The sequence below is a fragment of the Pseudalkalibacillus salsuginis genome, from assembly GCF_021646685.1.
Classification (GTDB): domain Bacteria; phylum Bacillota; class Bacilli; order Bacillales; family Fictibacillaceae; genus Pseudalkalibacillus; species Pseudalkalibacillus salsuginis.
In genome coordinates this window covers 80,851-105,428 of the sequence record NZ_JAKJHW010000006.1, presented here as the reverse complement: position 1 = coordinate 105,428, position 24,578 = coordinate 80,851, and the positions used below count along the sequence as shown (strand labels likewise).

General features: G+C 42.0%; 22 protein-coding genes and 1 pseudogene. 8 read left to right on the top strand and 15 right to left on the bottom strand.

Features of this window, described 5'->3' with window-relative positions:
- Positions 1 to 80 precede the first annotated feature (80 nt).
- The 3 genes from L1611_RS15230 to L1611_RS15220 are packed head-to-tail and all read right to left on the bottom strand — an operon-like array spanning position 81 to position 2,771.
- Positions 81 to 977 carry a glycine betaine ABC transporter substrate-binding protein gene (locus L1611_RS15230; protein WP_407681741.1) on the bottom strand — a complete coding sequence of 299 codons (897 nt, stop codon included), beginning with the start codon at positions 975 to 977 and terminating at the stop codon, positions 81 to 83.
- Between the two features lie 9 nt (positions 978 to 986).
- On the bottom strand, positions 987 to 1,628 hold the full coding sequence (locus L1611_RS15225) for an ABC transporter permease (protein WP_236314726.1): 642 nt from the start codon (positions 1,626 to 1,628) through the stop codon (positions 987 to 989).
- Positions 1,629 to 1,652: 24 nt separating this feature from the next.
- Positions 1,653 to 2,771: an ABC transporter ATP-binding protein gene (locus tag L1611_RS15220; RefSeq protein ID WP_236314568.1), complete on the bottom strand. Its 1,119-nt coding sequence runs from the start codon at positions 2,769 to 2,771 to the stop codon at positions 1,653 to 1,655.
- Between the two features lie 174 nt (positions 2,772 to 2,945).
- Here L1611_RS15220 and L1611_RS15215 point away from each other — a divergent pair, with 174 nt between their 5' ends.
- Entirely contained in the window at positions 2,946 to 5,588 is a 2,643-nt protein-coding gene (locus tag L1611_RS15215) for a transglycosylase domain-containing protein (RefSeq protein WP_236314567.1), read from the top strand.
- Between the two features lie 24 nt (positions 5,589 to 5,612).
- Here L1611_RS15215 and L1611_RS15210 read toward each other — a convergent pair whose 3' ends face one another.
- The 5 genes from L1611_RS15210 to hemE form a co-directional block, all read right to left on the bottom strand.
- A complete protein-coding gene (locus tag L1611_RS15210) occupies positions 5,613 to 6,728 on the bottom strand; it encodes a CapA family protein (protein WP_236314566.1) in 1,116 nt (371 codons plus the stop codon).
- A 249-nt stretch (positions 6,729 to 6,977) separates the two neighbouring features.
- The gene (locus tag L1611_RS15205; RefSeq protein ID WP_236314565.1) at positions 6,978 to 8,237 is read right to left on the bottom strand and encodes an ATP-binding protein; all 1,260 of its coding nucleotides are present in this window, start codon (positions 8,235 to 8,237) and stop codon (positions 6,978 to 6,980) included.
- Between the two features lie 249 nt (positions 8,238 to 8,486).
- Positions 8,487 to 9,872, bottom strand: coding sequence for a protoporphyrinogen oxidase (gene hemY / locus L1611_RS15200; protein WP_236314564.1), 1,386 nt, complete (start codon positions 9,870 to 9,872; stop codon positions 8,487 to 8,489).
- Positions 9,872 to 10,813 carry a ferrochelatase gene (hemH, locus tag L1611_RS15195; RefSeq protein ID WP_236314563.1) on the bottom strand — a complete coding sequence of 314 codons (942 nt, stop codon included), beginning with the start codon at positions 10,811 to 10,813 and terminating at the stop codon, positions 9,872 to 9,874. Before hemH ends, hemY begins: the two co-directional genes overlap by 1 nt.
- Before the next feature lie 13 nt (positions 10,814 to 10,826).
- Positions 10,827 to 11,858 (bottom strand): uroporphyrinogen decarboxylase, encoded by a 1,032-nt coding sequence (hemE, locus tag L1611_RS15190; protein WP_236314562.1) that lies wholly within the window; start codon positions 11,856 to 11,858, stop codon positions 10,827 to 10,829.
- A gap of 373 nt (positions 11,859 to 12,231) precedes the next feature.
- Here hemE and L1611_RS15185 point away from each other — a divergent pair, with 373 nt between their 5' ends.
- A complete protein-coding gene (locus L1611_RS15185) occupies positions 12,232 to 12,924 on the top strand; it encodes a hypothetical protein (RefSeq protein WP_236314561.1) in 693 nt (230 codons plus the stop codon).
- Positions 12,925 to 13,518: 594 nt separating this feature from the next.
- Here L1611_RS15185 and L1611_RS15180 read toward each other — a convergent pair.
- Together L1611_RS15180 and L1611_RS15175 are read right to left on the bottom strand one after the other, a co-directional pair.
- Positions 13,519 to 13,878 (bottom strand): annotated as a pseudogene (locus L1611_RS15180) (PepSY-associated TM helix domain-containing protein); the annotation flags it as partial.
- A 53-nt stretch (positions 13,879 to 13,931) separates the two neighbouring features.
- Positions 13,932 to 14,510 (bottom strand): DeoR family transcriptional regulator, encoded by a 579-nt coding sequence (locus L1611_RS15175; protein ID WP_236314560.1) that lies wholly within the window; start codon positions 14,508 to 14,510, stop codon positions 13,932 to 13,934.
- 233 nt (positions 14,511 to 14,743) lie between these two features.
- Between L1611_RS15175 and L1611_RS15170 the strand changes: the two genes are divergently transcribed.
- Together L1611_RS15170 and L1611_RS15165 are read left to right on the top strand one after the other, a co-directional pair.
- Positions 14,744 to 14,938 (top strand): GNAT family N-acetyltransferase, encoded by a 195-nt coding sequence (locus tag L1611_RS15170; RefSeq protein WP_236314559.1) that lies wholly within the window; start codon positions 14,744 to 14,746, stop codon positions 14,936 to 14,938.
- Between the two features lie 262 nt (positions 14,939 to 15,200).
- A complete protein-coding gene (locus L1611_RS15165; protein ID WP_236314558.1) occupies positions 15,201 to 15,752 on the top strand; it encodes a bifunctional transcriptional activator/DNA repair enzyme AdaA in 552 nt (183 codons plus the stop codon).
- Here L1611_RS15165 and L1611_RS15160 read toward each other — a convergent pair.
- Positions 15,738 to 16,355, bottom strand: coding sequence for a flavin reductase family protein (locus L1611_RS15160; protein ID WP_236314557.1), 618 nt, complete (start codon positions 16,353 to 16,355; stop codon positions 15,738 to 15,740). The genes L1611_RS15165 and L1611_RS15160 overlap by 15 nt on opposite strands.
- 497 nt (positions 16,356 to 16,852) lie before the next feature.
- Positions 16,853 to 18,871 carry a methyl-accepting chemotaxis protein gene (locus L1611_RS15155; protein WP_236314556.1) on the bottom strand — a complete coding sequence of 673 codons (2,019 nt, stop codon included), beginning with the start codon at positions 18,869 to 18,871 and terminating at the stop codon, positions 16,853 to 16,855.
- Positions 18,872 to 18,964: 93 nt separating this feature from the next.
- Between L1611_RS15155 and L1611_RS15150 the strand changes: the two genes are divergently transcribed.
- A complete protein-coding gene (locus tag L1611_RS15150; protein ID WP_236314555.1) occupies positions 18,965 to 19,282 on the top strand; it encodes a hypothetical protein in 318 nt (105 codons plus the stop codon).
- Here L1611_RS15150 and L1611_RS15145 read toward each other — a convergent pair.
- A complete protein-coding gene (locus L1611_RS15145; RefSeq protein ID WP_322972562.1) occupies positions 19,279 to 21,414 on the bottom strand; it encodes a transglycosylase domain-containing protein in 2,136 nt (711 codons plus the stop codon). The two genes, L1611_RS15150 and L1611_RS15145, sit on opposite strands and share 4 nt — an antisense overlap.
- Before the next feature lie 168 nt (positions 21,415 to 21,582).
- On the opposite strand from L1611_RS15145, the gene L1611_RS15140 reads away from it, so the two are divergent.
- Together L1611_RS15140 and L1611_RS15135 are read left to right on the top strand one after the other, a co-directional pair.
- A complete protein-coding gene (locus tag L1611_RS15140) occupies positions 21,583 to 22,092 on the top strand; it encodes an antibiotic biosynthesis monooxygenase family protein (RefSeq protein ID WP_236314554.1) in 510 nt (169 codons plus the stop codon).
- A gap of 66 nt (positions 22,093 to 22,158) precedes the next feature.
- A complete protein-coding gene (locus L1611_RS15135) occupies positions 22,159 to 23,064 on the top strand; it encodes a diacylglycerol/lipid kinase family protein (protein WP_236314553.1) in 906 nt (301 codons plus the stop codon).
- Positions 23,065 to 23,111: 47 nt separating this feature from the next.
- Here L1611_RS15135 and L1611_RS15130 read toward each other — a convergent pair whose 3' ends face one another.
- Positions 23,112 to 23,447, bottom strand: a complete 336-nt coding sequence (locus L1611_RS15130; RefSeq protein WP_236314551.1) for a DUF3243 domain-containing protein — start codon at positions 23,445 to 23,447, stop codon at positions 23,112 to 23,114.
- Entirely contained in the window at positions 23,440 to 23,967 is a 528-nt protein-coding gene (locus tag L1611_RS15125) for a type 1 glutamine amidotransferase domain-containing protein (protein ID WP_236314549.1), read from the bottom strand. The genes L1611_RS15130 and L1611_RS15125 overlap by 8 nt, the downstream gene beginning before the upstream one ends.
- 170 nt (positions 23,968 to 24,137) lie before the next feature.
- On the opposite strand from L1611_RS15125, the gene L1611_RS15120 reads away from it, so the two are divergent.
- Positions 24,138 to 24,572 (top strand): ferritin-like domain-containing protein, encoded by a 435-nt coding sequence (locus L1611_RS15120; RefSeq protein ID WP_236314546.1) that lies wholly within the window; start codon positions 24,138 to 24,140, stop codon positions 24,570 to 24,572.
- The last annotated feature ends 6 nt before the right edge of the window (positions 24,573 to 24,578 follow it).

Sequence of the window (24,578 nt, the reverse complement as noted above, 5' to 3'; positions counted from 1 at the left end):
ATGGTCTCTTATGTCCTCCAAATATTATTGTGGAAACTTTTTAATCTCACATCTGCCTATTCAATATCCTTGTATCTATTTCAGTCGATCAACCCTTTTTGTTTCAGGAAATCGATCGCGACTTGTTTTGGATCTTCGTTGTCGATGTCGACTTTCGCATTCATTTCAGCCATTTCCTCAGATGAAATTTGACCTTCTAATTTTTTCATCACTTTTTCGACATCAGGGAATTTATCCAATGCTTCTTGACGGATCAACGGTGCAGCATAATATGGTGGGAAGAAGTTCTTGTCGTCCTCCAGGACCTTCAAATTGAACCGCTCTATGCGGCCATCTGTTGTAAAAGCAGTAATCAGATCGACCTCACCATCCTTGACTGCGTTATACATCAAGTTCGGGTCCAGGCTTTCTTTACTTTTGAAGTTGAGATCGTACTTTTTGACATACGGATCAAATCCATCTGGTCTCTCATAAAATTCTGGCGGAGCTGCGAAGACAAGATCATTCGATTTACGCGCTAATTCAGAGGTCGTTTTGACACCTAACTGGTTATACGTTTCCTCTGTCATTGCCAATCCATAATTGTTTTCGAATCCAAGCGGAGGCAACCAGACGATATCCTTTTCCTCCATATATCCTTTTTTCGTTGCTTCATAGATTTCCTCAGCTGATTGGTCAGGATTATACTCCTCCTTCAAAACCGCTAGATAGCCTGTACCTGAATATTCAACATACATGTCAATATCGCCGCTTTCCATCGCTTTTGTCAGAACATCGACCTCCCCAAGACCTTCTTTCACTTGTACATCATAATCGGTGTTCGCTTTGATATATTCAGCTAAAAGATGCGGCAGGATATATTGCTCAGTCCATTTTTTCCCTGAGATGACAAGTGTGTCACCCCCAGCTCCTCCACCACCGCAACCGGCAACAATCAACATCAATAATAAAATAGGTAACAACGTCTTTTTCAAAATGATATCCTCCTAGTCTTGTTTTTTGAGTCCTTTTGGCGTAACGATCCGTTCAATACCTTTCAAAATCGAGTCAAAAAAGATTGCAAGTAATGCAGCGGGGACCGCGCCCGCTAAAACCAACTCATTATTCATTGTGCTTAATCCCCTGTAAATGATATCGCCGAGACCGCCTGCTCCAATGAAGGTCGCTAATGTGGCAACCCCGATTGTCAGAACCGTTGCTGTCCTTATACCCGCCATGATGACAGGCAGGGCCAGGGGAAGTTCGATTTTCCATAGGATTTGCCACGATGTCATTCCCATACCTTTACCAGCCTGGATCAATGCATCATCTACACCCACGATTCCTGTGTATGTATTCCTTAAAATCGGTAAAAGGGCATAAATCATCAATGCGATGATCGCCGGTGTGCTACCGATCCCGAAAACCGGCAGCAGGAATCCGAACAAAGCTAAACTCGGTATCGTCTGAAAAACAGCAGTGACACCGATTACGAATTCAGCTATTTTTTTCAGACGGGAGATGATGATTCCTAAAGGTACTGAAATCAAGATACCGATCAGGATCGAAACGAATGAAAGATACAAATGCTCCTGGAGTGCGGTGAGAATCGTAGGCCATCTATTTATGAATGTGTCCAAAAAGCTGATCCAATCCAATGATATACCTCATTTCTATACAGTTTGTTTCATTCCAGCAAGACCTCTCATCATGCTTGATCTCGTAATCAAGCCGACCAGTCTGTCCCCCTCTAAAACAGGTATTGTGACAACTTGGTGCTTTGCAAAGATTTCTGCAATGTCAGTATAGTTTGTTTCGGCCTGTACAGAATGGGCAACGGGAGACATGATATCTTCAACCTTTTTCGATTCATCTCTATAATGAGCTTCCAATACAGGAAGCTCCAAAATCCCTTGAAATTCTCCCTTCGTATTCGTCACTATCAAACTATCGACTGAATAGGTTTTCATGATTTGTAACGCTTCTGCAAGTCCACGATTCGGTTTTACGGTCGCCACTTTGGAGAGCATCAAGGATTTTGCTGTCTTCCCTCCAAGTTCCTTGTTCATCCGCTCTTCTCCGATGAAATCTTCAACGAATTGATTCGCAGGATGTCTCAGGATCTGATCGGGTTTTGCCAATTGTATGATTTCACCATTATCCATGATCGCGATCCTGTCGGCGATTTTAAGGGCTTCGTCCATATCATGGGTTACGAAGACGATCGTCTTCTGGATGTTATCCTGCAAGGCGACGAGTTCATCCTGTAACTGTTCACGACTGATCGGATCCAATGCACTGAAGGGCTCATCCATCAGAACGACAGGTGGCTCTGCCGCTAAAGCTCTTATAACACCTATCCGCTGTTGTTGACCACCGCTCAGCTCAGATGGATACCTCTTTTTGAAAACCTTCGGATCCAGTCCGACAAGGTCTAGCAATCCATCGACTCTACGTATGTATTTATCTTTAGGCCAACCTTTCATCTTCGGTACCAGCGCTACATTCTCTTCAATGGTCATATGAGGAAAAAGGCCGATCTGCTGGATTACATAACCGATATTCCTCCTAAGCTGGACAGGATTCTGGTTTTTGATATTCTCCCCATCCACTAAAATTTGGCCACTGCTTGGTTCTAATAATCGGTTGATCATTTTCATCGTGGTCGTTTTTCCGCACCCGCTAGGGCCGATCACAGTCACCAACTCTCCCTTGTTGACATGAAGATTGATATTCTTCAATGCTTGAAAACCATCCGGGAAAGTTTTACTGACCTGTTTAAACTCTATCATTCAAATTCCCCCTTTTGACTATCCTTTTAGATTACCCTCTGTCCCTATTGATAAACGCCAAAACAATGTTAATTCAAAAATTTCAATCGCCAGTTTCCACTAATGTTTATAAATGGAATTTGGCGGGTACTTTCAAATCAATACTGTTACTATAAAAGAAAGGTCGTGTCCAAGTTGTCTCGTTTCCAAAATAAAAAAGCAGCAGGACAAGTGAAGAATCAAAAAGGCTATGTAAAAGTATTTCTTGCGACCTTCCTCGTCTTTTTACTAATAATAGTCGCTGGCGGAGTAACAGGACTGGCATTCATACAAGATGCACCGAATCTGACGGAAAAGGAATTCAAATATGCGAATTCTTCGATCATTTACGATATGAACGGAGGTAAGATCACTGAGCTTGCCAGTAGTGAACACCGTATCCCCGTCGATATCGAAAATGTACCTGAGCATGTAAAACAAGCTTTTATCGCAATAGAAGATGCACGTTTCAGCGAGCACTTCGGATTGGATATCAAGAGAATCGGAGGGGCAGCTCTCGCCAATATTAAAGATGGATGGGGATCAGAAGGCGGAAGTACAATCACCCAGCAGGTCGTAAAGAATACATATTTATCCTCTGAAAAAACGTTGAAACGGAAGATACAAGAAGCATACCTTTCTGTAAAAATGGAACGTAAGTACTCTAAAGATCAAATATTGGAAATGTATCTAAATAGAATCTACTTCGGTAACGGTGCATATGGGCTAGGAGCGGCGGCAGATGTTTATTTCGGTAAAAGTGTTGAAGAGTTGACCGTTGCTGAAGCTGCACTTCTTGCCGGTTTGCCACAACGGCCGAATGGTTATGATCCGATCAAAAATCCTGAAAATGCAATAGAAAGAAGAAGTATTGTACTTTCTTCAATGGAAAAACAGGGATTCATTACAGAAAAAGAGAAAAAGAAGGCCAATGCAACAGAATTAGAGGAAATCCTATATAAAGAGCCTGAAAACAAAGGGTATGAAGCATTCGTCGACCATGTCATCGAAGAATTGCTTAAAAAAGGATACAATGAAACTGAACTTTATACAGGCGGCTTGAAAATTTATACTACCCTGGATCCTGAGGCTCAATCTTATACTGAAAAAATGATGTCAGGAAATAATGTGATTCCTTATCCTAATGACGATTTCAAAGCCGGAATCGTATTATTAGATACAAAAACAGGTGCAATTCGTGCAATCGGCGGGAACCGGAATCCTGACGAAACAGATATCCAGCGAGGCTACAACTATGCAACTGATATCAAACGTCAACCTGGTTCCACGATCAAACCGATCTTAGACTATGGACCTGCCATCGAATATGAAAAATGGTCAACCTACCATCAGATTGAAGATGAAGAACTGGAAATCGACGGCAAGGAATTCAAAAACTATGATGATGAGTTCCATGGAATGTTATCTATGAGAAAGGCACTTGTAAAATCGTACAATATTCCTGCAATCAAAACATTCATGGAAATTGGCGGCGATCGTGCCAAAAAGTTTGCTGAAAATGTAGGCATTTCACTAGAACACGCCTATCCTTCCTATGCAATCGGCGGATTTGGCGACGACGATGGGATTTCCCCTTTACAGATGGCTGGTGCCTATGCAGCTTTCGGAAATCAAGGAATGTACAACAAACCTTATACCGTAACGAAAATTGAATACCCGACAGGTGAAACGAAAAAGTTCGAAACCAAGACCCAGAAAGCGATGAATCAGTACACGGCCTATATGGTGACGGATATGTTAAAAGATGTTGTCCGGGAAGGAACTGGAACACTCGCTTATATCGATGGGTTGCCGCTTGCAGGCAAAACAGGCACCACAAACCCTCCGGAGGGTATTGAAGATGGCTCTACAGATTCCTGGTTTGTCGGTTATACGACAGAGTACACCGCTGCCGTCTGGACTGGATATGGAACAACATCTACAGAACAGTATATCACGAAGGAAGATTCGGCTATTGCCAAACTGCTTTTCAAGGAAGTCATGTCACATGTTTCAAAAGATGTTGAAACTAAGGATTTCGTCAAACCGTCTACCGTGGAGGAAGTGAAGATCGATGAACGAAACGGTAAAAGGGCATCAAACCATACACCTTCTTCAACTATCATTACAGAGCTGTTTGTAAAAGGAACAGATCTGCCAAGTGTATATAAACCGCCGAAGAAAGAGGATGGTGATAAAGAAGAAGAGAACAAAAGAGAAGAAAGTGATGATGAATCAGATCAAAGAGAACAAGATGACTCCAGTGATGGTGACGGGTCTAGCGAAGATGATGGATCAGGCGGTGACGATGGATCCGGCGGTGACGACGGGTCAGGCGGGGATGATGGGTCAGGCGGGGATGACGGATCTGGCGGGGATGATGAATCTGGTGGTGACAATGGATCAGGCGGTGACGATGGATCCGGCGGTGATGACGGATCAGGCGGTGACGATGGATCCGGCGGTGATGACGGATCAGGCGATGACGATGGATCCGGCGGTGATGACGGATCAGGCGATGACGATGGGTCAGGCGGTGACAATGGATCCGGCGGTGACGACGGGTCAGGCGGGGATGATGGGTCAGGCGGGGATGACGGATCTGGCGGGGATGATGGGTCAGGCGGGGATGACGGATCTGGCGGTAACGACGAATCAGGGGGGATGATGGCTCCGCAGGAGGTAGTGGATCCGATGACAGCAATTCTGAAAATGGCTCTGCTACCACCCGTTCTAGTGATCAATCAGACTAAAAATCAGAGTAAATCCAAAGGATCAAGACTAGACAGAAGAGGTTGACTCAGAATGAGCCAACCTCTTCTTCTATTCTTTCGGGCTAACATTACCATTTTGATCGATTTGGACGTTATAGGAGAGACGATTGAGCTTATCAATAATAGCCTGATTATACCTCTTATCCATTAATGTGGGCTGATAATTGATGATTTTAGCTGGAATGATCTGTGACTTTACTTCTTCCTTGCCAATGGACAGATTCACAATCATACTTTCCTGGCCTTTAGGATTATTTGAGTGTGTGAATACGAAGTTTCCTAAACTGTAATAGATAGGAGCCCCTTTATAATATTCGATACCCATCAATGAGTGGCTATGACTTCCCATGACTGCCTCAACACCTGCATCGATGAATCTTCGCGCCATCTCTCTTGCATAATCCTCTGGGTAATCTTCCCTTTCTTTATTCCAATGGATGAAAATAATCGCATAGTCTGATTGGGCAACAGCTTTCTCCACATATTTCATCATCGGCTCATATGTATAGGCAGATGCAATTCCAGGACTTTCTGATCTAGCTGCCCACTCGGCATAAGGCAAAACCCTGCTTAAGCCAAGTATTGCAATTTTCTTTCCTTTAACTGTCTTATAATAAGCAGTAAAAGCTTCTTCCTCGTTCTTCCCGGCACCGCTGTATCCTATTCCATAATGCTTTAAATGAGTCATCGTATCAAACAATGCCTCAATTCCATAATCAAGGGTATGGTTGTTTGCGATGCTTACCATGTCATAACCTGCATTGGCAAGGCCATGAAGTGACTCCGGGTTAGAACGGAAAGCAAATTGTTTTTCCTCTGGATTACCACGGGTAGATACAGATGTTTCAAGGTTCCGGACAGTAATATCAGATTTTTGAAGGGCATGCTCCGTATGTTGGTACGGATAATCAACACCATTTTCGTCGATCGCTGCACCGACCCAACCGTCCAATAGGATATCCCCTGTAAAAGAAATTGTAATAGGATTTACTATCTCATCTTTTGTTTTCGGCTTTTCCAGAATTTTAGTAGTAGATTGATTGTCAGATTCGTTTTTGTTAGATGATCGAGGATTGACTTCGCCTTCGATCGTCTGATTAGATGGAAGAGAACAGCCTGCGAATAAAAAGACTAAAGGAGCGAGTAAACCAAGAAATACTTTCATCAGTCATTACCTTCCCTAACAAAATAAAACCATAAGAATACTATATTACCTGATATTGGATAAATAAAGACTTGACTTTGTTGTGGTTTTATTATATTAGGAAATTATTTTTCAGCAATAAAAAACTTGGCAAAGCCAAGCCTTAGCTGCACTTATACTTCATTCGTAAACTTTCTGATACGTCGGTTACCTACATCGCTGAAAAGTTATACTTTTCTTAACATATAAAAAACGAGCTTTCACAGCCCGTCATTCCTCTTCTTCATTTGTGGAAACAGGGAGTCTCACAATTACAGATGTACCTTTATCCCGTGTGCTAGTATAATAAATGGATCCCTTCATATTTTTGATCAGCCGAAATGTGATCATCGTCCCCAGACCTGTGCCTTTTGTTTTTGTAGTATAGAATGGTAGTCCTATCTTTTGAACTTCTTCCTTTGTCATTCCTTTTCCCGTATCTTCAATGACGAGATCTACGGCATCAGCCACATTCACTTCATCCCTTATATAAATGGTTCCGTTACCCTCGATCGCTTCTATCCCGTTTTTTATCAGGTTAATCAAACACTGTTTCAACTGGTGCTCATCTACTTTTACTAAATGAGATTTGGAGAGTTCTGGTTTTATGACCACGCTATTAAAGACTGCAAGTGGGGATAATAAATGTGTGATGTCTTCCACTATTTCATTCAAGTCGACAGTCTGCAACTTCATTTCACTGGGTTTTACTAAAGAAAGATAGTCAGAGATGATCTTATTGCTTCGATCCAGTTCATCAATGATCAGGGGTGCATGTTGTTTCAACTGATCGTCTTTCGTATGGCGGGATAGAAACTGGATCATACCCCTAACAGTCGTAAGAGGATTCCTGATTTCATGTGCAATAGAAGCGGCCATCTGTCCCAATACTGAAAGCTTCCCCAAATAGATCGTCTCTTCCAATTGTAAATTTATTCTTATCAACCGGTCGATTAAAAGGATCAACAGAAAGTAAAGTGTATAGAAAGAGAAGAAATAGATGAAATAAAATCGAACAGGTAAAAAGTCTACATGGATATGCAGAATGAGTATGTAGAGAAGAAAAAATAAAAATCCAGCGACCAACCCTGGCTTCCATTTCTTAAGAGCTTCATTGAACATACGTGAATAGGCGAAACCGATCACTAAAGCAACCACTGTAATCAGAACGCCAACCCATGCATATTCACCACCAATACTTAAACGAGTGAATATGATCACTAAACTGCACATTAAACCCGGAATCAGCCCCGCATAAAGTGTGACAACGATCAAGGGAACTGTCCGTAGATCGAATACGGTTGTTCTGAAGCCATCGATCGGGTAATACATGCACCCAATTGCAGCTAAGGAGCTGATCACACCAAAAAACAACTTTTGCTTCAGTGAGATACCAACTTTTGCATTGAAAGGATATATCTGATTTGCAATGAAGGTTAATGAAACGATTATTGAAATGTTTACAAAGATCGGTTTAATTATTTCAGCCATCCAGTTTACCTCTATTTAAGTCGTTTCATCGTGCTTCTTGCCATTATAGCAGACAACTTTTACTTCTTAAAGGAAACTTTGGAGTTCCTCATTGTTCTCATCAAATAAAAAAGGGGTTGGCTCAAATCAATCGTGTCAAACGCCACCAACACAACATTTTACATCCAAACCGCCTTTTCTTAAAATGTTGTTAGAAACGTTAAAGCCGGACACCTATGTGACAGACTAATTTTCACCTACTCTACTATTTTAGGTTAATGACTTGATAACATGATCAGCTGCATTTTCTCCAGCCACCACACAATCAGGCAGTCCGATACCGTCAAGGGATGCCCCAATCAGCTGTATGCCTGGATAGTGTGTTTCCAATCTTTCATGTAAGCGATTTTTCCTTTCCCGATGTCCTACAAGATATTGTGGCATTGCTTTCTTCCACCGCGTGATGTAGAAAAATTCAGGTTTTGCATCGATACTCATGATTTTATGCAGATCCGCTAAAACGTTGGACAGGATGGTCTCATCTGATTCTCCCACGATTTCCTGATCATGCTCCCTGCCCACATAACACCGTAACAAGACATAGCCTTCAGGTGTAGTATGCGGCCATTTCTGATTGGTCCAAGTACATGCAGTGATTGTAAAAGGGGATTTCTTAGAGACGACAAAGCCTGTTCCATTGATTGATTCGGGAATTGCTGAATCTAGAAAAGCCATAGCGATCGTAGCAACGGAAGTAGCTGGGACTTCACCAATCAATCCTTTGGTCTCCTGGTCGAAAAAGGCAGCCGCTTTCCTCCCCGGTACTGTAACGATAACTTTATCTGCCTCTACACTTGTACCATCAGATAATTGCAATGTGTACCTGCTATTTGATCGGTACAATTTTTCGACTGCTGTTTCCATTTTCCATTCAATTTTTCCATTTAAGTAGTCTTCCAATGCCCCAACCAACGAAGACAATCCTTTTTTCAACGTTAAAAAGGGACCCTTGGAAGATTTCTCACGCTTCTTCGCCTTTGTGTGCTTCATTCCTAATATTAAACTGCGGTATCTAGATTCAATGTCCTGAAACTGCGGGAAGGTCGATTCCAAACTGATTTTATCGATATTTCCCGCATAAACTCCGGACAGTAACGGTTCAATCAAGTTGTCGACTACTTCATCACCAAGCCTTCTCTTGAAAAAACCGCCGACAGACTGGTCCCCTTTAAACTGAGTTTTCGGTAAAATGAGATCAAGACCTGCCCGTGCTTTTCCTTTCAAAGAGAATAATCCGCTTGATAAAAATGGACTGATCTCAGTCGGAACACCCATTACTGCCCCTTCTGGCATCGGGTATAGCTTCGTGCCATGAAGGATGAAGGCCTGTCCTGCATGGTTGTTCACAAGATCATGATCGATTCCGAGCTTCTCAATGAGGTTCGTCATCGCTTTCTTGCGGCCTAAATAGGAATCGGGGCCACGTTCAATCACAAAGTCATCATGATACTCCGTTTGGATTTTCCCGCCTAAGCGGCTTTCAGCTTCAATAAGTGTTACCTTGATTGGGAGTTGCTTGTCATCTATTTGGTTTTGCAAAGAAAAAGCGGCAGAAAGACCCGTAATCCCCCCACCGACAATAACAACATGTTTCATTACTGATCCCGGCTTTCCAGCTTGTTCGTCACAACTCTAGCTAACGTTCGGATGAATTCTGGCTTTGCATTCGGCATCTCCGGCCGATAATAGTAAGCACCCAACTTATCAGTGACTACTTTACATTCATAATCATTGTCGTAGAGAACCTCCAAGTGTTCAGCGACGAAACCGACAGGACAATAGATGAAGTGCTCATACCCTTCTTGCTCGTATAAATCCTGTGTAAGGTCTTGAACATCTGGTCCAATCCAAGGTTCCGGTGTATTCCCTGCACTTTGCCAGCCGATCGTGTAATGCTTGAGCCCAGCTTGTTTAGCGATCAAATCGGCTGTCTCTTGTAATTGATCAGGATACGGGTCACCCATTTGCGTGATCCGCTGCGGCAAGCTGTGCGCTGAAAAAATGGTGATCGTACGGTCATGGCTTTCTTCAGGAATTTGCTTAAGCGTTTCTTTGATTCGATCTGCCCAATAGGTGATATAGCCTGGTTCATCGTACCAAGCATCCATAGGATAGATTTTCGGGCCGCCAATCCGCTCGGACTCTTCGATCGCACGGCCATTATATGATTTAACGGAGAACGTCGAATAGTGCGGTGCAAGAACGATACTGATTGCTTCCTCAATGCCATCCCTTTTCATGGATTGAACCGCATCTTCCACAAATGGATCGATATGCTTCAATCCTAAATACGCCTTGAATTCGATATCTTCATGCATTTCATTCAATTGGTCTTCTAACTGCTGTTTCTGTTCATTCGTTATTTTAGCAAGCGGAGAAACTCCTCCGATCGCTTCGTAACGATCAATCAAATCCTGAAGGTCTTCTTGGGGCGGCTTCTTCCCTCTTCGGATATGTGTGTAGTATGGTTCGATTTCCTCAGGACTTCTTGGTGTACCATAGGCCATGACAAGAACCCCTACTTTTTGTTTCGTCAATACATTCACCCCATTATTTCGAAGTATATTCATGAACAAATGCTGTAAGTCTTTTTAATGTATCTGGATTCACATCTGGGAAAACTCCGTGGCCAAGATTGAAAATAAATTTGGAAGACTCAGTCCCCTGGTCAAGGATTTCTTTCGTCCGTTCTTTGATCACTTCCCAAGGGGCTAACAGCAACGCCGGTTCTAAATTCCCCTGGACGGTTTTGTTGATTCCGCGTTCTCTTGCTTCTTTTACCGGCAATCTCCAATCAAGCCCGACCACATCCAACGGAAGGTCATTCCAATCCTTCGCCAGATGGCTTGCTCCGACACCGAACATGATGAGCGGAACATTTTCCTCTCTAAGTTCAGTGAAGATTTTTTCCATCACCGGTTTGATGTACGTACGATAATCAGCAACATTCAGTGTACCGACCCATGAATCGAAAATCTGGATAGCCTGAGCTCCAGCGTGGATTTGGGACTTCACGTAACGGATCGTCGTCTCGCCAAGCTTGTCCATCAGCTTGAACCATGCTTCGGGCTCCGAATACATGAATGCTTTTGTCTTATAATAGTTTCTTGATGGACCGCCTTCGATCATATAGCTTGCAAGTGTAAATGGTGCTCCACCGAAGCTGATCAGTGGTACCGATAGTTGTTCCCGAAGTAATTTGATCGTATCCAATATATACGGGACATCCTGTTCAGGATCTATTTCCCCTAGACGTTCCACATCAGCCATAGACCGGACTGGATTGTCGATGACTGGGCCAATTCCCGATTTGATTTCTACATCAACGCCGATTGCAGGCAATGGCGTCATGATATCCTTATATAAAATTGCAGCATCGACGTCGTATTGCTCAACAGGCAAACGTGTCACTTCCGCACATAATTCAGGTCGATGTGTAATTTCAAAAAGAGAATATTCTTCCTTGATTTTACGGTACTCCGGCTGAGAGCGTCCCGCTTGCCTCATGTACCAGACCGGCACATGAGAAACCTCTTCTCCCCTGCATGCTTTCAAAAACTGGTCGTTAAATACTTTTGTCATGATCAATCACCTTTCATCAGCAACGTCTACTGCTTCCCCGTTACATTGTTTTCGTACTTATCATTTTAAAATAAATTAAAATCAATGTCATATTATAGCCATTATTACTATACTTGTTCTGTGAATCGTTGTATACTATCCCATGCGAACTGTCATAAATTAGCCGTAAAATACCGCGCTGTTTTGTAATTGATGTTATTGGGTATACTTTGAACGCAAAACTTTTTCACATCGGCTCCTGTTCCTCTTAAAGCTCTTACATGCAAGTCGACTCGTTTGTTCAGTCAGCCCGCGTTACAGTAAATTAACAAACAGTCCTATAACGTAAAATTCTTTTCGCAATTTGGAATGGTTGAAAGTGAGGAATCCTGAGATGACTTCATTACGTCAGGAGAGAAAGAAATTAAATAAGCAAGACTCGCACGGGCCACAATGGTTCAAATTTGCTTCTATTTTCTTCATTGGATACGGAATAGTATATCTGATCGTCTTCTTCAAGAGACTGTTCTTTTCAGATTTGACAATCGATTCAATAGCCAGTCTCTACTTATATGATTTAGAGTCTTCTTATATTTTCAGTATTATTGCCGGTACGATCGTCTTTATGTTCCTTTATGCCAAGCTTCGGTTATGGCAAAAGGAACGTCTGCTATTTGATCAACTTCCGAATTTGTTCATGATCCGGATGATCTTATACATTTGTATTTATTTCATGGTTATCCTGACCTTGTTGGGGATACACCTGATCTTCTCGACTTTATTCGTCCAACAGACTGGTGGTTCTTTGAACTTATCCTATTCATTATTTTATTGGGCAGTTGTCGTACTTTTATATGAACGTTTGAAAAATTTCTTTGCTATTGAGAAGAAAAGCATGAAACGGTTGATTTTTGTGCCATTCATTGTCTTTTATGTCGCCGTGCTGATCTTTTTCAAATTCCAGACGTCGTACCAGCTTGTGTTTCAATTCATTGGGAACGGTTTAGTCCTATTGATGTTCGGTCTTTATCTCGTTGAAAAGCATTTAAAACGCCGGAAGAAAGTACAAACCGAAAAGGAAGAATGAAAATATGAAAAGCGGAATTTCCCTGGTCAACCACGCAGGTCACTGGAAGTCCGACGAGGAGGCTCGAACCAAACAAAGTTCGGTTCTGCGTGGGTAAATCCTTCGACCTGAATCAATGTGTTTCCGCCCCAGGAGGAATGAAGTGATCCAAGTGGTTGGGCGTTGGAGTTAAGACATTCTTACCGCAACTTAAATTTTTATTTTTTTAAGAAAACCTTCCAGCCGAATAAGGCAGGAAGGTTTTCTAACAGCTGTTATTCATGCACCATAGCTGCAACTTTCCGGATCTTTAACAAACTCAGACTCACCAATGTTAAAATTTTGGTGGTCAATTCTTGCCAACCCTAAACAAATATTCATAAAAAGGGGCTGATACAGATAAATTTAATGATGATGTTCATGATTTTCATTTTGTTTTTGCAAACCTTTTTGCAAGAATTCTAACTCGCTTTTAGAAAGCTCCCCCACAATAAATTGTTTTTGAGGCATAATCATTGAACCATCGTTACTTGCATGCACTTTTATATAATATAAACCATCCCTGTCAAAGCTTTTACTTATACTATACGTTCCGTTACCTTCTTTCACAGCAGTATTTAATTCTCCAAGAAACCTACCTGTATAAGGATCTTTAAAAACAGTAAGAGATTCATTATTAGAAGTTATACTTACTTCACTCGAACGGGTAGCATTTTCTCCAGGACGATATTTTGTAACCTGTGCATCCGGGTATAGCTTCCTCACTTCCTCAATCTGCTGGGATGCTGGTATTTTATCTCATTGTGGGTTAACCTCGTAAAATTCTTGATAAAGCACTTGTTCAATCTGTGGCTTAAATAAATAGATGGATCCAGTAACAGCAAGAATAATTAGAAACGGTGCAATAATAATTCCAGCATAAAAATGCCATCTCCATACTGTTTTATATAAGGCGGTTTTTTTATTTGTTTCAATTAATTCTTTTGGCGTATGGTTTGTTGTTTCTGCTTTTACAGATGCCACTCTTTTCACTCCTTACTTTTGTGGTCGCAACCTTTTCCATTCATTTCTGCTGTTATAGCTTGAATTGCTTCTTCAAAATTATATATTTCTCCACCAAATCCCATTTGGAACTGCTTAATTTGTTTAATAGATTCAAAAGCAATCACTTGTGGTTGGCAACAATTCAAATTTATATCAGCATTCAAAAGAAAGTTTGCCATCTTAGCACTTATCGTTGTGTCTTTCAAAAAATCATGGCAAATAATTTGCGAGACGTCATCCCCTATATCTTGAAATCGAAGAAGCCCACAATGCGGACAACAAGCTTGCTCTACTTGTTGATTCTTTTTAATCAGTTGAACAGACAGTCTTGTATTTGAAGCTTTATAACAATAAGAACAATGATTAAAAGATGCATTGATTTTTGGGATTAGGGTAACTCCATTAGATGTTTTCAATACTTTCTGCTGATCTATTAAAGGTTTTAAATCTCGGTAAACCGTCATTTCGGACACTTCTAATCTTTTACTAATATCCGAAACACGCAATGTCTCAACTTGTTCTAACCACGTTAAAATCAGTTGTTGTCGTTCGATCGGTAACATTTTATTCTGCACTCCTTGTTAAATAACGATTTCAATCAAACCTTGACACGTTTAAGACTATTTTATTTGTAGGATACAAACAGGTAGTTTCGTGATAAAATATGTGAAAAAATGTTGAACTATAACATTAATACTAAGCTCCTGAATGAACCTGGGTGGATGAAGTATATTAGAGATAAAGGGATCCATACATTGGATGACACCAAGGCTTATATCAGAAACGGGCGCGTGTGATGTATGAATGGGAAGGGTTTGGACTTTTCTTGACTGAGCTAAAAGAAACTCATACACCTATAGGATTGTGCGGGCTGTTTAAGCGGGAAGGACTTGAAGATGTCGACATCGGTTTTGCCTTTCTTGTTGACTATCAATCTAAGGGGTATGCTTTTGAGGGAGCCAGCGGAATGGTAGCGAAATATACTAATTGAGAAAAATTAACGGACACATCAATATTCCTTCTATCAACTGATTTATCATCCGCGTGGCACCCTTCTTTTTTGTCTAAGGCGAAGCAAGGTATCGTCGACAAAGTGTATCGGCTATCAAGGGCTGATCATATGCCAGAGGTTGGAATCTAAATTCTCCCGGAGTGAACGTATTTGTAACAGGGCCATCAAATTCTTGCTGTCTCATTTTAATCCATCGATTTGAACACTATTTATCCACTATAATAAATACGAGGTGGTTTAAATGACGAACGAATATTGGCAAGCCCTGATAACGAATGACCCGGAATATGATGACGTTTTTTTATATGGTGTTGTGACGACGAAGATCTTTTGCCGTCCCTCATGCAAATCCAAAGTTCCTAAAAAAACGAACGTACGGTTTTTTCATGATATAGAAGAAGCGTATTCCGGGAATTTTCGACCTTGTAAAAGATGTCGTCCTGATCACAGCAGCTTGCCTGAGGAAGACTGGATCGAGCAAGTGATAAGCTGGATTGATCACAACTACAATGAAGTAATCAGCCTGCAGAGACTTTCAGAGGTCTTTTATACGAGCCCGTACCATTTTCAACGGAAATTCAAACAGTTGAAGGGAATCAGTCCCCTGGAGTACGTTCAGGATATAAGGTTCAATAAGGCACTTGAATTATTAATAAATTCAGATAAGAACATCACTGACATTTCCTTGCAGGTCGGGTTTTCGAGTTATGCTTCCTTCACCCAGGTTTTTAAACAAAGAAAGGGCATGACGCCTTCGGAATTCAGAAAACACCAAGCCTTAGTACCGCGATAAAAAAGGTTCTGCGAGTCTGGATGGATACAGCTTCTGGCTAAGACCGAAAAATTCACAAAAGTTCATGATGAGCGGTCTCCACTTTTCCGGGTCGACATGATCTTTGGTCCCCTCCATCAACAGTGATTCTTCAATGTGGACTTTCAGAATCTTAACTTCTATTGCAGCGATCGGATGTGGGGAGTCAAATGCATGAATTTCTTTCACGATCGCTTCCATTTGGATCGGACATTCTTTGACCAATGGGGCTTTAACAATTTGTGATTTTGTTGGAGTAAAATCACATATGCCGAATTTATCTTTTTCATATCGATAGCCCATGTTCGCTTTTGCAACAGGAACTGGGTTTTTTCCTGTGAGAAGGGCAAGTTTGTCAACTGCACCCACCAGACCTTCACACGGAAGATTCAATACACATTCCCGTTCCCTCTCCAAATTCTCCACCGTTTTGGATTTTTTGCTCATTCCAAGCATGCCGGATTGATTAATCCACCAGGCTGAAGACATCGGTGCGAGATTAGGCGAGCTATCTTCATTCAATGTGCTGATCAGTACGACCGGTGTACCGAAATATAAAATTTTCGGGTTGATTGTATTATGCATTTCATTCACTCCTAAGAACTCATATTTTCAACCTAAGTATAGAAGTGAACTTATGAATTATCTTCCCGAATCTTGCTGTCTCATTCGGCGGAAGATTTTCTCTCTTACTCGATGTTATGGCTCCTGCGTTCAAGATCCGATAATTCTATTGGAAAATAATCATTGCCCTCCGCTAGACTGGGGACTGGTCTTCGGCTTCTTCAGTCGTCTCCCCATATAAATTCGTAGACGGTACTTTAAATCACATTTCCCCCCTTTAACGGAGTAAATTAGTCATTACGAAGTTTTATAGAGCGTCATATTTTGTTATAAATGGTGCAAAGATAGTAATGAATAATGCTATTGAAATCATCACTAATGCAGTGAGAAGAAAATAGCCATTTGTGTTTTATGGCTGAATTGTGCAGTGTGAACTCCAAAATGGAACCTGGCAGTTTTTTTCACGGCATGATGAAGGGGCTGACCAAAGTGTGCCAGCCCCCGCTTTTTAATAGCTATTATTCATTATTTTCATGATCCACTTTGAACTGTTTGATTAGTTCGATCAGTTCACTACTCGCAGCATTTAATGCTTCTGCTGATTCTCCTACTGTATTCAGCGCCCGCTGTTGTTCATCGGTCGAAGCGCTTACTTCTTCTGATGATGCCGCTGCCTGCTGAGCTACCGCGGAAATATTCTGGATCGCTTCCATGACGGATTCCTTGTGCTCATTCAAATTTGTGACATCATCTCCGATCATGGAAATGTAGTGAAGCATTTGACCTAGTGATTCACCTAATTGTACGAAGGCTTCTTCTGTTCCCTCGACAACCTTGTTTTGCTCATTGGATATGACTTTCGTATGGTTCATTTCGATGCCTACACGCTTGGATTCGTTCTCAATCCCTTTCAAGATGCTTTTCACCCGTTCAGTAGCGACGGAAGATTGTTCTGCAAGCTTTCTGACTTCGTTTGCAACCACAGCAAAGCCTTTTCCGCTTTCTCCTGCTCTTGCAGCTTCAATTCCAGCATTCAAAGCTAGCAGGTTTGTTTTTTCAGAGATTTCCGTAATCGTAGCGATGACTTCTTCTACTTCTTTCACCTTATTGTTCAAATCATTGATGACCTTCTCAACTGCAACCAACACCTCATTGGACTCATCATTCTTCAAGCGTAAGGTCTTGATCTGCTCCATCCCTTTTTTACTGACTGTATCTGCATTTTTCGATAAGGATAGCATCGAACTCACCTGGCTGTTGATTTTTTCAATATCATCTGATAAATTCACTGCACGCAGATGAGTCGATTCAACATCAGATGCTTGCTGTGATGATCCCTTTGCAATATCAGTCACTGCACGTGTCACTTCTTCATTCGAGGCAATTGTCTCTTCTGCTACAGCACTCAATCCTTCAGCAGATTCCGTCACTTTATAAGAAGAATTCTGGACCGCTTTGATCAATTCACGCATCTTATCGACCATAGAGTTGAAATGTCTTGTCAAATCCCCTAGTTCATCTTTATTGGCGTTTTGCACGTTTACCGTCAAGTCACCTGACTTAACTTTGTTCAGTTCATCCCGCAGGTTGCGAACAGGACTGGTAATACTTTTTGCAACAAAATAACTTACAAGGATCGATATGACTATGATGATCAATGCGATGAATAAAATCGTATTACGGATTGATCCAGCCTCCTTCGTCAACGCCTCGTTCGGTGTCGAAGTCCCGACCTTCCAACCAGTCAATTCAATGGTATTGAAGCTGACAAAACGATCAGATTCCTTGTCATTAACAGTATCTTTTTCAGATGCATACATATTTTTCACATAATCTTTTTTATCACGATGATTTTCACCTTTGAAGTCCGGATGGACCAATGCAAGCCCAGATTGGTCGAACAAAAACGGATAACCATCGTATTCCAGCTTCGTATCTGAAACGACATTTGCCAGATTCAAAAGGTTCATGTCCATGGCGACCGCACCAAGAACCTCACCAGATGCAGGATCTTTGACGATTTTTGCGGTGGTCAACACATAATCCCCTGTCGAAGCATCTTCGTATGGTTCTGTCCAGGTCACTTTCGAGTCATCTTCAGACGCTACTTGGTACCAGGGTCTTGAGGTCGGATCATAATCATCCGGAAGATCGACATGCGGTGTGATTTTCATTTTCTTGTTTTCACTTGCTATGTAAAGATAGGCTACATTTTCATTCATCCCTAAATATTGGTCAAAGTCACGTTTGACGGCCTCCCAGCCAGCTTTTTCATTTTCCGATCCTTCATTCGAAGACTTCAGGGCTGAAATGACCCTTTCATCCTGACTGTAACGTTCCATCGTCTGTTCAATATTTTTCAAATATAAACTGATATGGTCGGACATTTGATCCACTTTCGCCTGTGTCTGTGCTTCTACATTATTTTTCATCGTATCACTTACCCGATCATAGGTAAGAAAAGCTATAGACAATAAAGATAAAGATAAAATAAGAGCCATTATGAGCATAAGCTTGCTTTGTAATTTTTTGAACATTTCTTAACCCCCTGGAAGTAAAAATAACTGTCTTACTCTTGTATCGTCCAAACACACGCAAACTTTTATCCTAAGTTTTGAAAGTATGCCAGAATGTGTACCAGGCACCATCTGAAAATCCTTGGGGGAGAAGGGCTTTGGTTCGGTGCCTGGCACCATTTGAAAACCCTTGGGGGAGAAGGGCTTTGGTTCGGTGCCTGGCACCATCTGAAAACCCTTGGGGGAGAAGGGCTTTGGTTCGGTGCCTGGCACCATCTGAAAATCCTTGGGGGAGAAGGGCTTTGGTTTGGTGCCTGGTACACACAATGTGGTACACAATCAATGTGGTACACAATCAATGTGGTACACAATCAATGTGGCTCTTACCCAACAAAGGCTTCACCGTTCTGCATCGGTGAAGCCTTTGTCTAAAAGAGTGAGGATGAGATGGTGTTTGACGGTTCCCCGTCTTGTTTAGTAAGCGGGTCGTAAGGAATGATGAAGAAGTCTGGAAAGGAAAATAATTTCGCCGATACTACTGTGTAGGTTCCTTTACCTTCAACGGTTGCAATCTTCTCAGCTCCATCCTCTGTCTTCATATAGATTTTATACTTAAGCCGCTCATCTTCAGATGGTGTCCAGTTCAATTGAATCCCAGGCACTCCGAAGCGTCCGAAAGCGTATTGGGCGCTGAGGTCATCCACCTCGATCATTTCGATCGGCGGTTCAAGATCTTTTACATCTTTTGGCTTTTGAAAAGTCAGGTTTTTCTGGTCAGGAATTTCATTGATGATGTTTTTGAACATCAATGTCGCATCTGAACTATTCCCTGTCATGTAGCGATCTTTCGTCGTCCGGTCATATCCTATCCATACCGCACCCACAGCATCAGGGGTGTATCCGGCAAACCAGAGATCCTTGTTTCCTCCCTCAATTTCTTCAAAGGTTGTGGTTCCTGTTTTTCCTGCCAATGCTGTATTGACATGACCCCTTTTCCCGGTCCCTTCTCTTATGACTGCCTCTAACATTTTGGTCATGAACCATGCATTTTGTTTTGAAAAGACCTTTTTCTTCTCTACTTCAGCTTTTCCGACCAATTTACCATCCCGATCATAGATCTCCTTGACAAAAAATGGCTCTACCATCTCCCCATGATTTGCAAAGGCTGAAAAACCTCTTGTGATTTGTAATGGAGTAACCCCTTCATCTAAGCCCCCTAATGCTATTCCTAGTTTACGCTCTTCTACATCCATCCCTAACTCCTGGATGTATTTCAATGACTTAGACACACCCATCTCATTCAATAACCAGACAGCAGGAGCATTTAGGGAGTCTTCAATCGCCTTATACATCGAGACTTTCCCCTGGTATTTTTCGTTATAGTTTTCAGGTTCATAGCCGTTATATGTCAATCGTTCATCTTTCAAAAGAGAATACGGTTTCCAATCATTCGATTCCATAGCAGGCCCATAGACTGCTAACGGTTTGAACGTAGAGCCAGGTTGACGTTTAGCATTCACACGATTGAAGCCTTGCGCGACATAATCACGGCCTCCCTGGACAGCCATGACACCCCCCGAATGTGAATCCATAAGCACAAATGCACCTTGTGGGGATTCATTCAAATCGGACCCTCTGAAATATTGATCATTCTGCATCACTTTATAGGAAGCCTGCTGTGCTTCAGGGCTCATCGGCACGACGATCTTATAGCCGCCTTTCAATACTTCCATCGTTGATAACGCATATTTTTCTTTCACTTCATTCAAAACCATATCGATATAGGTCAAATATGCCGGATCTTTCTCCATACGTGATACATCAAGGGCAACCGTTTTCCCTTGCGCCCTGACCGCTTCTTCTGCACTAATATAATCCAGTCTCTCCATAAGGGAAAGTACTGTGTCCCTTCTTCCTTTGCTTTTCTTGGGATTAGCAATCGGCGAATATCCATTCGGTGCTTTAGGAAGTCCCGCTAACAACGCTCCTTCTTCGAGGGTCAATTCACTTACGTCCTTATTGAAAAAAAGCTTTGAAGCTGCTTGAATACCGTATGCGCCATGACCAAAGTAGATTTGATTCAAATACATTTCAAGAATTTTCTTTTTCGTATATTTACGCTCCAGGTTGATGGCGATCGTCGCTTCTTTCGTTTTCCTCAATAGGGTTTTTTCATGGGATAAAAAGATGTTCTTTGCCAGCTGCTGGGTGATCGTGCTCCCACCTTCAACCTTGCTTCCTGATAAAACATCCTTATACAATGCACGGCTGATCGCTTGAATATCAATTCCAGGATGGTCATAAAAACGTCGATCCTCCACTGCAATGAACGCTTCCTGAACATGCTTAGGAACATCTTCAATCTTGACAAGCTCCCGATTTTGGGCGTAAAGTTTCGTGATCGTTTGTCCATCCTCATCGACGAGGGTAGATGCCGAACTCATCACAAGGTCTTTTTCATCAATCACATAGTTTCCGGCAAACACAATCGCCACATAAACGAGCAAGGAACAAAGGATGACAGCCATTGCCCAAAGCGATATGCGCGTTGCTTTTTTCCACACAACGCATCAACTCCTTAAAGGGGTAGATAAGATACTTTTACCACTTTACTCAATATTTACGCGTATTTCCATCGTTTTGTTTCGTTTAGTATTTCACATGTAAGGGTAAATCATGAATAAATCTCTTTTTGTGTATACTAAAACCGTATTAGAAAGGAAGATGAATAGATGAATTATCATATCGCCTATGGAACAGCTGACTATTTGCAATCCCTTTTGGAAAAATTCCGGGATGAACAAGGTAGTTTCTATCTACTAGAAAGTGCTGAAGATGCAGTTCTTATACATAAAACGAAGGGGGATAGCGTGTTTGAATACCCTAAATCTTACGAAGCGATTGAAGAAGCAGGCAGTTTTGAAGGGTCAAAGTTCATCGTCTTCAACAATATACCGGTTTCTTCCGAAGGACGTCCATTATTCGAGGATCGTTTCAAACAGAGGGCTGGACTGGTAGAAAATGAACCAGGATGTGCTGGTCTCGTGATTTTAAGACCAAAAGATTCTGAAACCTATATCGTATCCAGCATGTGGGAAACCGAAAGCGATTTCGAGGCATGGAGACAATCTTCTTCATATGAAAAGGCCCATAAGAATCGGGATACGAATGAGGCCCTCCCACAAAGCGTGTTTACTGGAAAACCATACCTTACATCTTTTAGAATGGTAGAATCATCGTAGTGAGGGGGTTGATCTACAACCCCTTTTTATTTAGCTTTAAAACCTGTCAGGAAAGGGGTTTGACCCTTGAAAATCGATCGAGTGGACCTGATTGTAAATCCGAAAGCCGGAAATGAACGCCTGCATGAACAGATTGAACAGATCATCACAAGGCTTGAACACCACTTTCCGACTGTCGATGTATTTTATACAAAAGAAACCGGAGATGCTGATAAGTACATAAACACACAAGGGAAGCATGCAGACTTGATCGTCGGTGCAGGCGGAGATGGGACGATTTATGAACTCATCAATGCCATGAGCCCCCTTGAACAGCGTCCCGCTTTCGGGATCATACCCGGAGGGACCTGTAATGATTTTTCCAGAGCGATTGGTTTGTCCCAGGACCCTCTGAATGCAGCAGAACAAATATGCATGCAACGATTCAGGGCGATCGATGTCGGCAAGTGCAACCATCAATACTTCTTGAACTTTTGGGGAATCGGGCTCATTACAGAGGTATCAACTAACATCAACCCTAAAGTTAAAGAAAATTTCGGACGGCTTTCTTATTATTTGAGCGCACTCCAAACAATCAGCCACGAGAAAACGTTTCATTTAAAGCTCGAATCCGATCAATGCGGCTATGAAGGTGAAGCAGCCATGGTCCTTGTCGGCAATGGTCCATTTACCGGCGGAATCCGAGCCTTCTTTCCCGATTCCGATATTGAAGACGGGAAGCTTGAGGTTATGATCGTCGAGTCGAACCGTTTCCAAACTTTTTTCGATATGGTGAGGGCCAGAGTTATGAATGAGGTTCCGAACAGTGAGGAAATTCTTTATTTCCAAACGGATCGTCTTTCGATTGAAACAGCCCCGTCACAAACCATCGATTGTGATGGGGAACGCGAATTCACGACGCCTTCCACGATCACCATTCTGCCTCGCCATATAAACATGGCAGTAGGCGAATTCCCTCTGGATCCACTGTGACCATTAACAAAAGACAGCCTCAAGGCTGCCTTTTTTTGGTGCTATTATTATTCAACCATCCTTACAAGCATGTGGGCCAGCATATGTTGCTGCTCTTTATCTCCTACGCTCCATAACTCTTTGAGCAACTTCTCCTCCCTGTTTCTCGGCTCTTCGTTTTCAGCTAGATAATCGGCGACTTTTTCAGCTGTCTTCGCTAACTGTTCCTCCGACATTCCAAGCTTTTCCCCGACTCGGACACGTTTACCGAGATATTCTTTGAAGACATCGAAGTTTTGTAAAATGTGTTCGCGGTCTTCCTCAGGAATACGATCCACTGTGGAGCGCACTTCACTTTCATGCAGATTTTCACTTTTATCGACCATATGATTTCGTTCAGACATGGGCTTTCACTCCCTGATTCAACACTTTTTTGGATTGCTCGATAAATTGAGGAATATCATCAGGCTGCCTGCTAGTTACCAGATTGCCGCAAACGACCACCGGTTCATCAAAAACATTGGCTCCTGCATGCTGAAGATCCAACTGGATGGATTTGAAGCCAGTCACACTGCGTCCATTCAATACATTTGCCGTGATCAGGATTTGAGGACCGTGACAGATGGCAAACACAGGCTTCTGCAGATAAACCATCTTTCCGGCGAATTCGACAATACGATCATCACCCCTCAATATATCGGGAGAGAAACCTCCTGGTATGAAAAGAGCATCGAAATCTTCTGGGCTCACTTTATCGATCGTTTCGTCGACTTGAATTGAAACGTCTCCCTGCTTACCTTCCACTTCTTTTTTCTCTGTGCTGATGATCGTCAGTTCATGTCCTTCATCAATAAATGCTTGAGCCGGGTCAGTATACTCGACATCCTCAAACATATCGGTCATTAATACTGCAATTTTACTCATTTCGTATTCACAACCTTTCCAAATCATTGACAGTGTTCTAATTCCCGAAAATACCTTATTTAAACATTCCACAATTTTGAAAACAAGTTTAATATTACGGGGTAAAGGGTACATTATATTCGTAATGGATAAGGAAAGTTGAATTATTTTTTAGAAAGGATGATCAACTAATGGATAAAGAACTACAAGAACTAATCGATGGACTAAATGAGGATCTGGCAAACGAATATGCGGCAGTGATTATGTACACATATAATGCTGCTGTCGTTTCCGGAATGTATCGGCAGGTCTTGAAACCTTTTTTTGAAGGTGAAATATCAGATGAGCAAGAACATGCTATGTACCTTTCTGAAAAGATCAGTGTACTAGGAGGAACGCCGACAACAAAGCCGGCTGAAGTAAAACAATTGGCTGATGTTCATGAAATGTTGAAAGAAGCACGTAGAGCTGAAAAAGCGACGATCGATCGCTATGAAAAACGTAAAAAACAAGCGGCTAACTTAAACATGACAGAACTTGTCGTCAAGCTTGAAGACTTGATCTCAGATGAAACACACCATATGGAAGAAATGGACCGGCTTTTAAGCGATCCACGACTTTCTTAAAGTTGA

What these genes read in the sequence shown, in the direction of transcription:
- L1611_RS15220 (WP_236314568.1), bottom strand. Translation starts at nt 2,771, where the DNA reads ATGATAGAGTTTAAACAGGTCAGTAAAACTTTCCCGGATGGTTTTCAA.
- L1611_RS15210 (WP_236314566.1), bottom strand. Translation starts at nt 6,728, where the DNA reads ATGAAAGTATTTCTTGGTTTACTCGCTCCTTTAGTCTTTTTATTCGCA.
- L1611_RS15205 (WP_236314565.1), bottom strand. Translation starts at nt 8,237, where the DNA reads ATGGCTGAAATAATTAAACCGATCTTTGTAAACATTTCAATAATCGTT.
- hemY (WP_236314564.1), bottom strand. Translation starts at nt 9,872, where the DNA reads ATGAAACATGTTGTTATTGTCGGTGGGGGGATTACGGGTCTTTCTGCC.
- hemE (WP_236314562.1), bottom strand. Translation starts at nt 11,858, where the DNA reads ATGACAAAAGTATTTAACGACCAGTTTTTGAAAGCATGCAGGGGAGAA.
- L1611_RS15185 (WP_236314561.1), top strand. Translation starts at nt 12,232, where the DNA reads ATGACTTCATTACGTCAGGAGAGAAAGAAATTAAATAAGCAAGACTCG.
- L1611_RS15175 (WP_236314560.1), bottom strand. Translation starts at nt 14,510, where the DNA reads ATGTTACCGATCGAACGACAACAACTGATTTTAACGTGGTTAGAACAA.
- L1611_RS15170 (WP_236314559.1), top strand. Translation starts at nt 14,744, where the DNA reads ATGTATGAATGGGAAGGGTTTGGACTTTTCTTGACTGAGCTAAAAGAA.
- L1611_RS15165 (WP_236314558.1), top strand. Translation starts at nt 15,201, where the DNA reads ATGACGAACGAATATTGGCAAGCCCTGATAACGAATGACCCGGAATAT.
- L1611_RS15160 (WP_236314557.1), bottom strand. Translation starts at nt 16,355, where the DNA reads ATGCATAATACAATCAACCCGAAAATTTTATATTTCGGTACACCGGTC.
- L1611_RS15155 (WP_236314556.1), bottom strand. Translation starts at nt 18,871, where the DNA reads ATGTTCAAAAAATTACAAAGCAAGCTTATGCTCATAATGGCTCTTATT.
- L1611_RS15150 (WP_236314555.1), top strand. Translation starts at nt 18,965, where the DNA reads ATGTGTACCAGGCACCATCTGAAAATCCTTGGGGGAGAAGGGCTTTGG.
- L1611_RS15140 (WP_236314554.1), top strand. Translation starts at nt 21,583, where the DNA reads ATGAATTATCATATCGCCTATGGAACAGCTGACTATTTGCAATCCCTT.
- L1611_RS15130 (WP_236314551.1), bottom strand. Translation starts at nt 23,447, where the DNA reads ATGTCTGAACGAAATCATATGGTCGATAAAAGTGAAAATCTGCATGAA.
- L1611_RS15125 (WP_236314549.1), bottom strand. Translation starts at nt 23,967, where the DNA reads ATGAGTAAAATTGCAGTATTAATGACCGATATGTTTGAGGATGTCGAG.
- L1611_RS15120 (WP_236314546.1), top strand. Translation starts at nt 24,138, where the DNA reads ATGGATAAAGAACTACAAGAACTAATCGATGGACTAAATGAGGATCTG.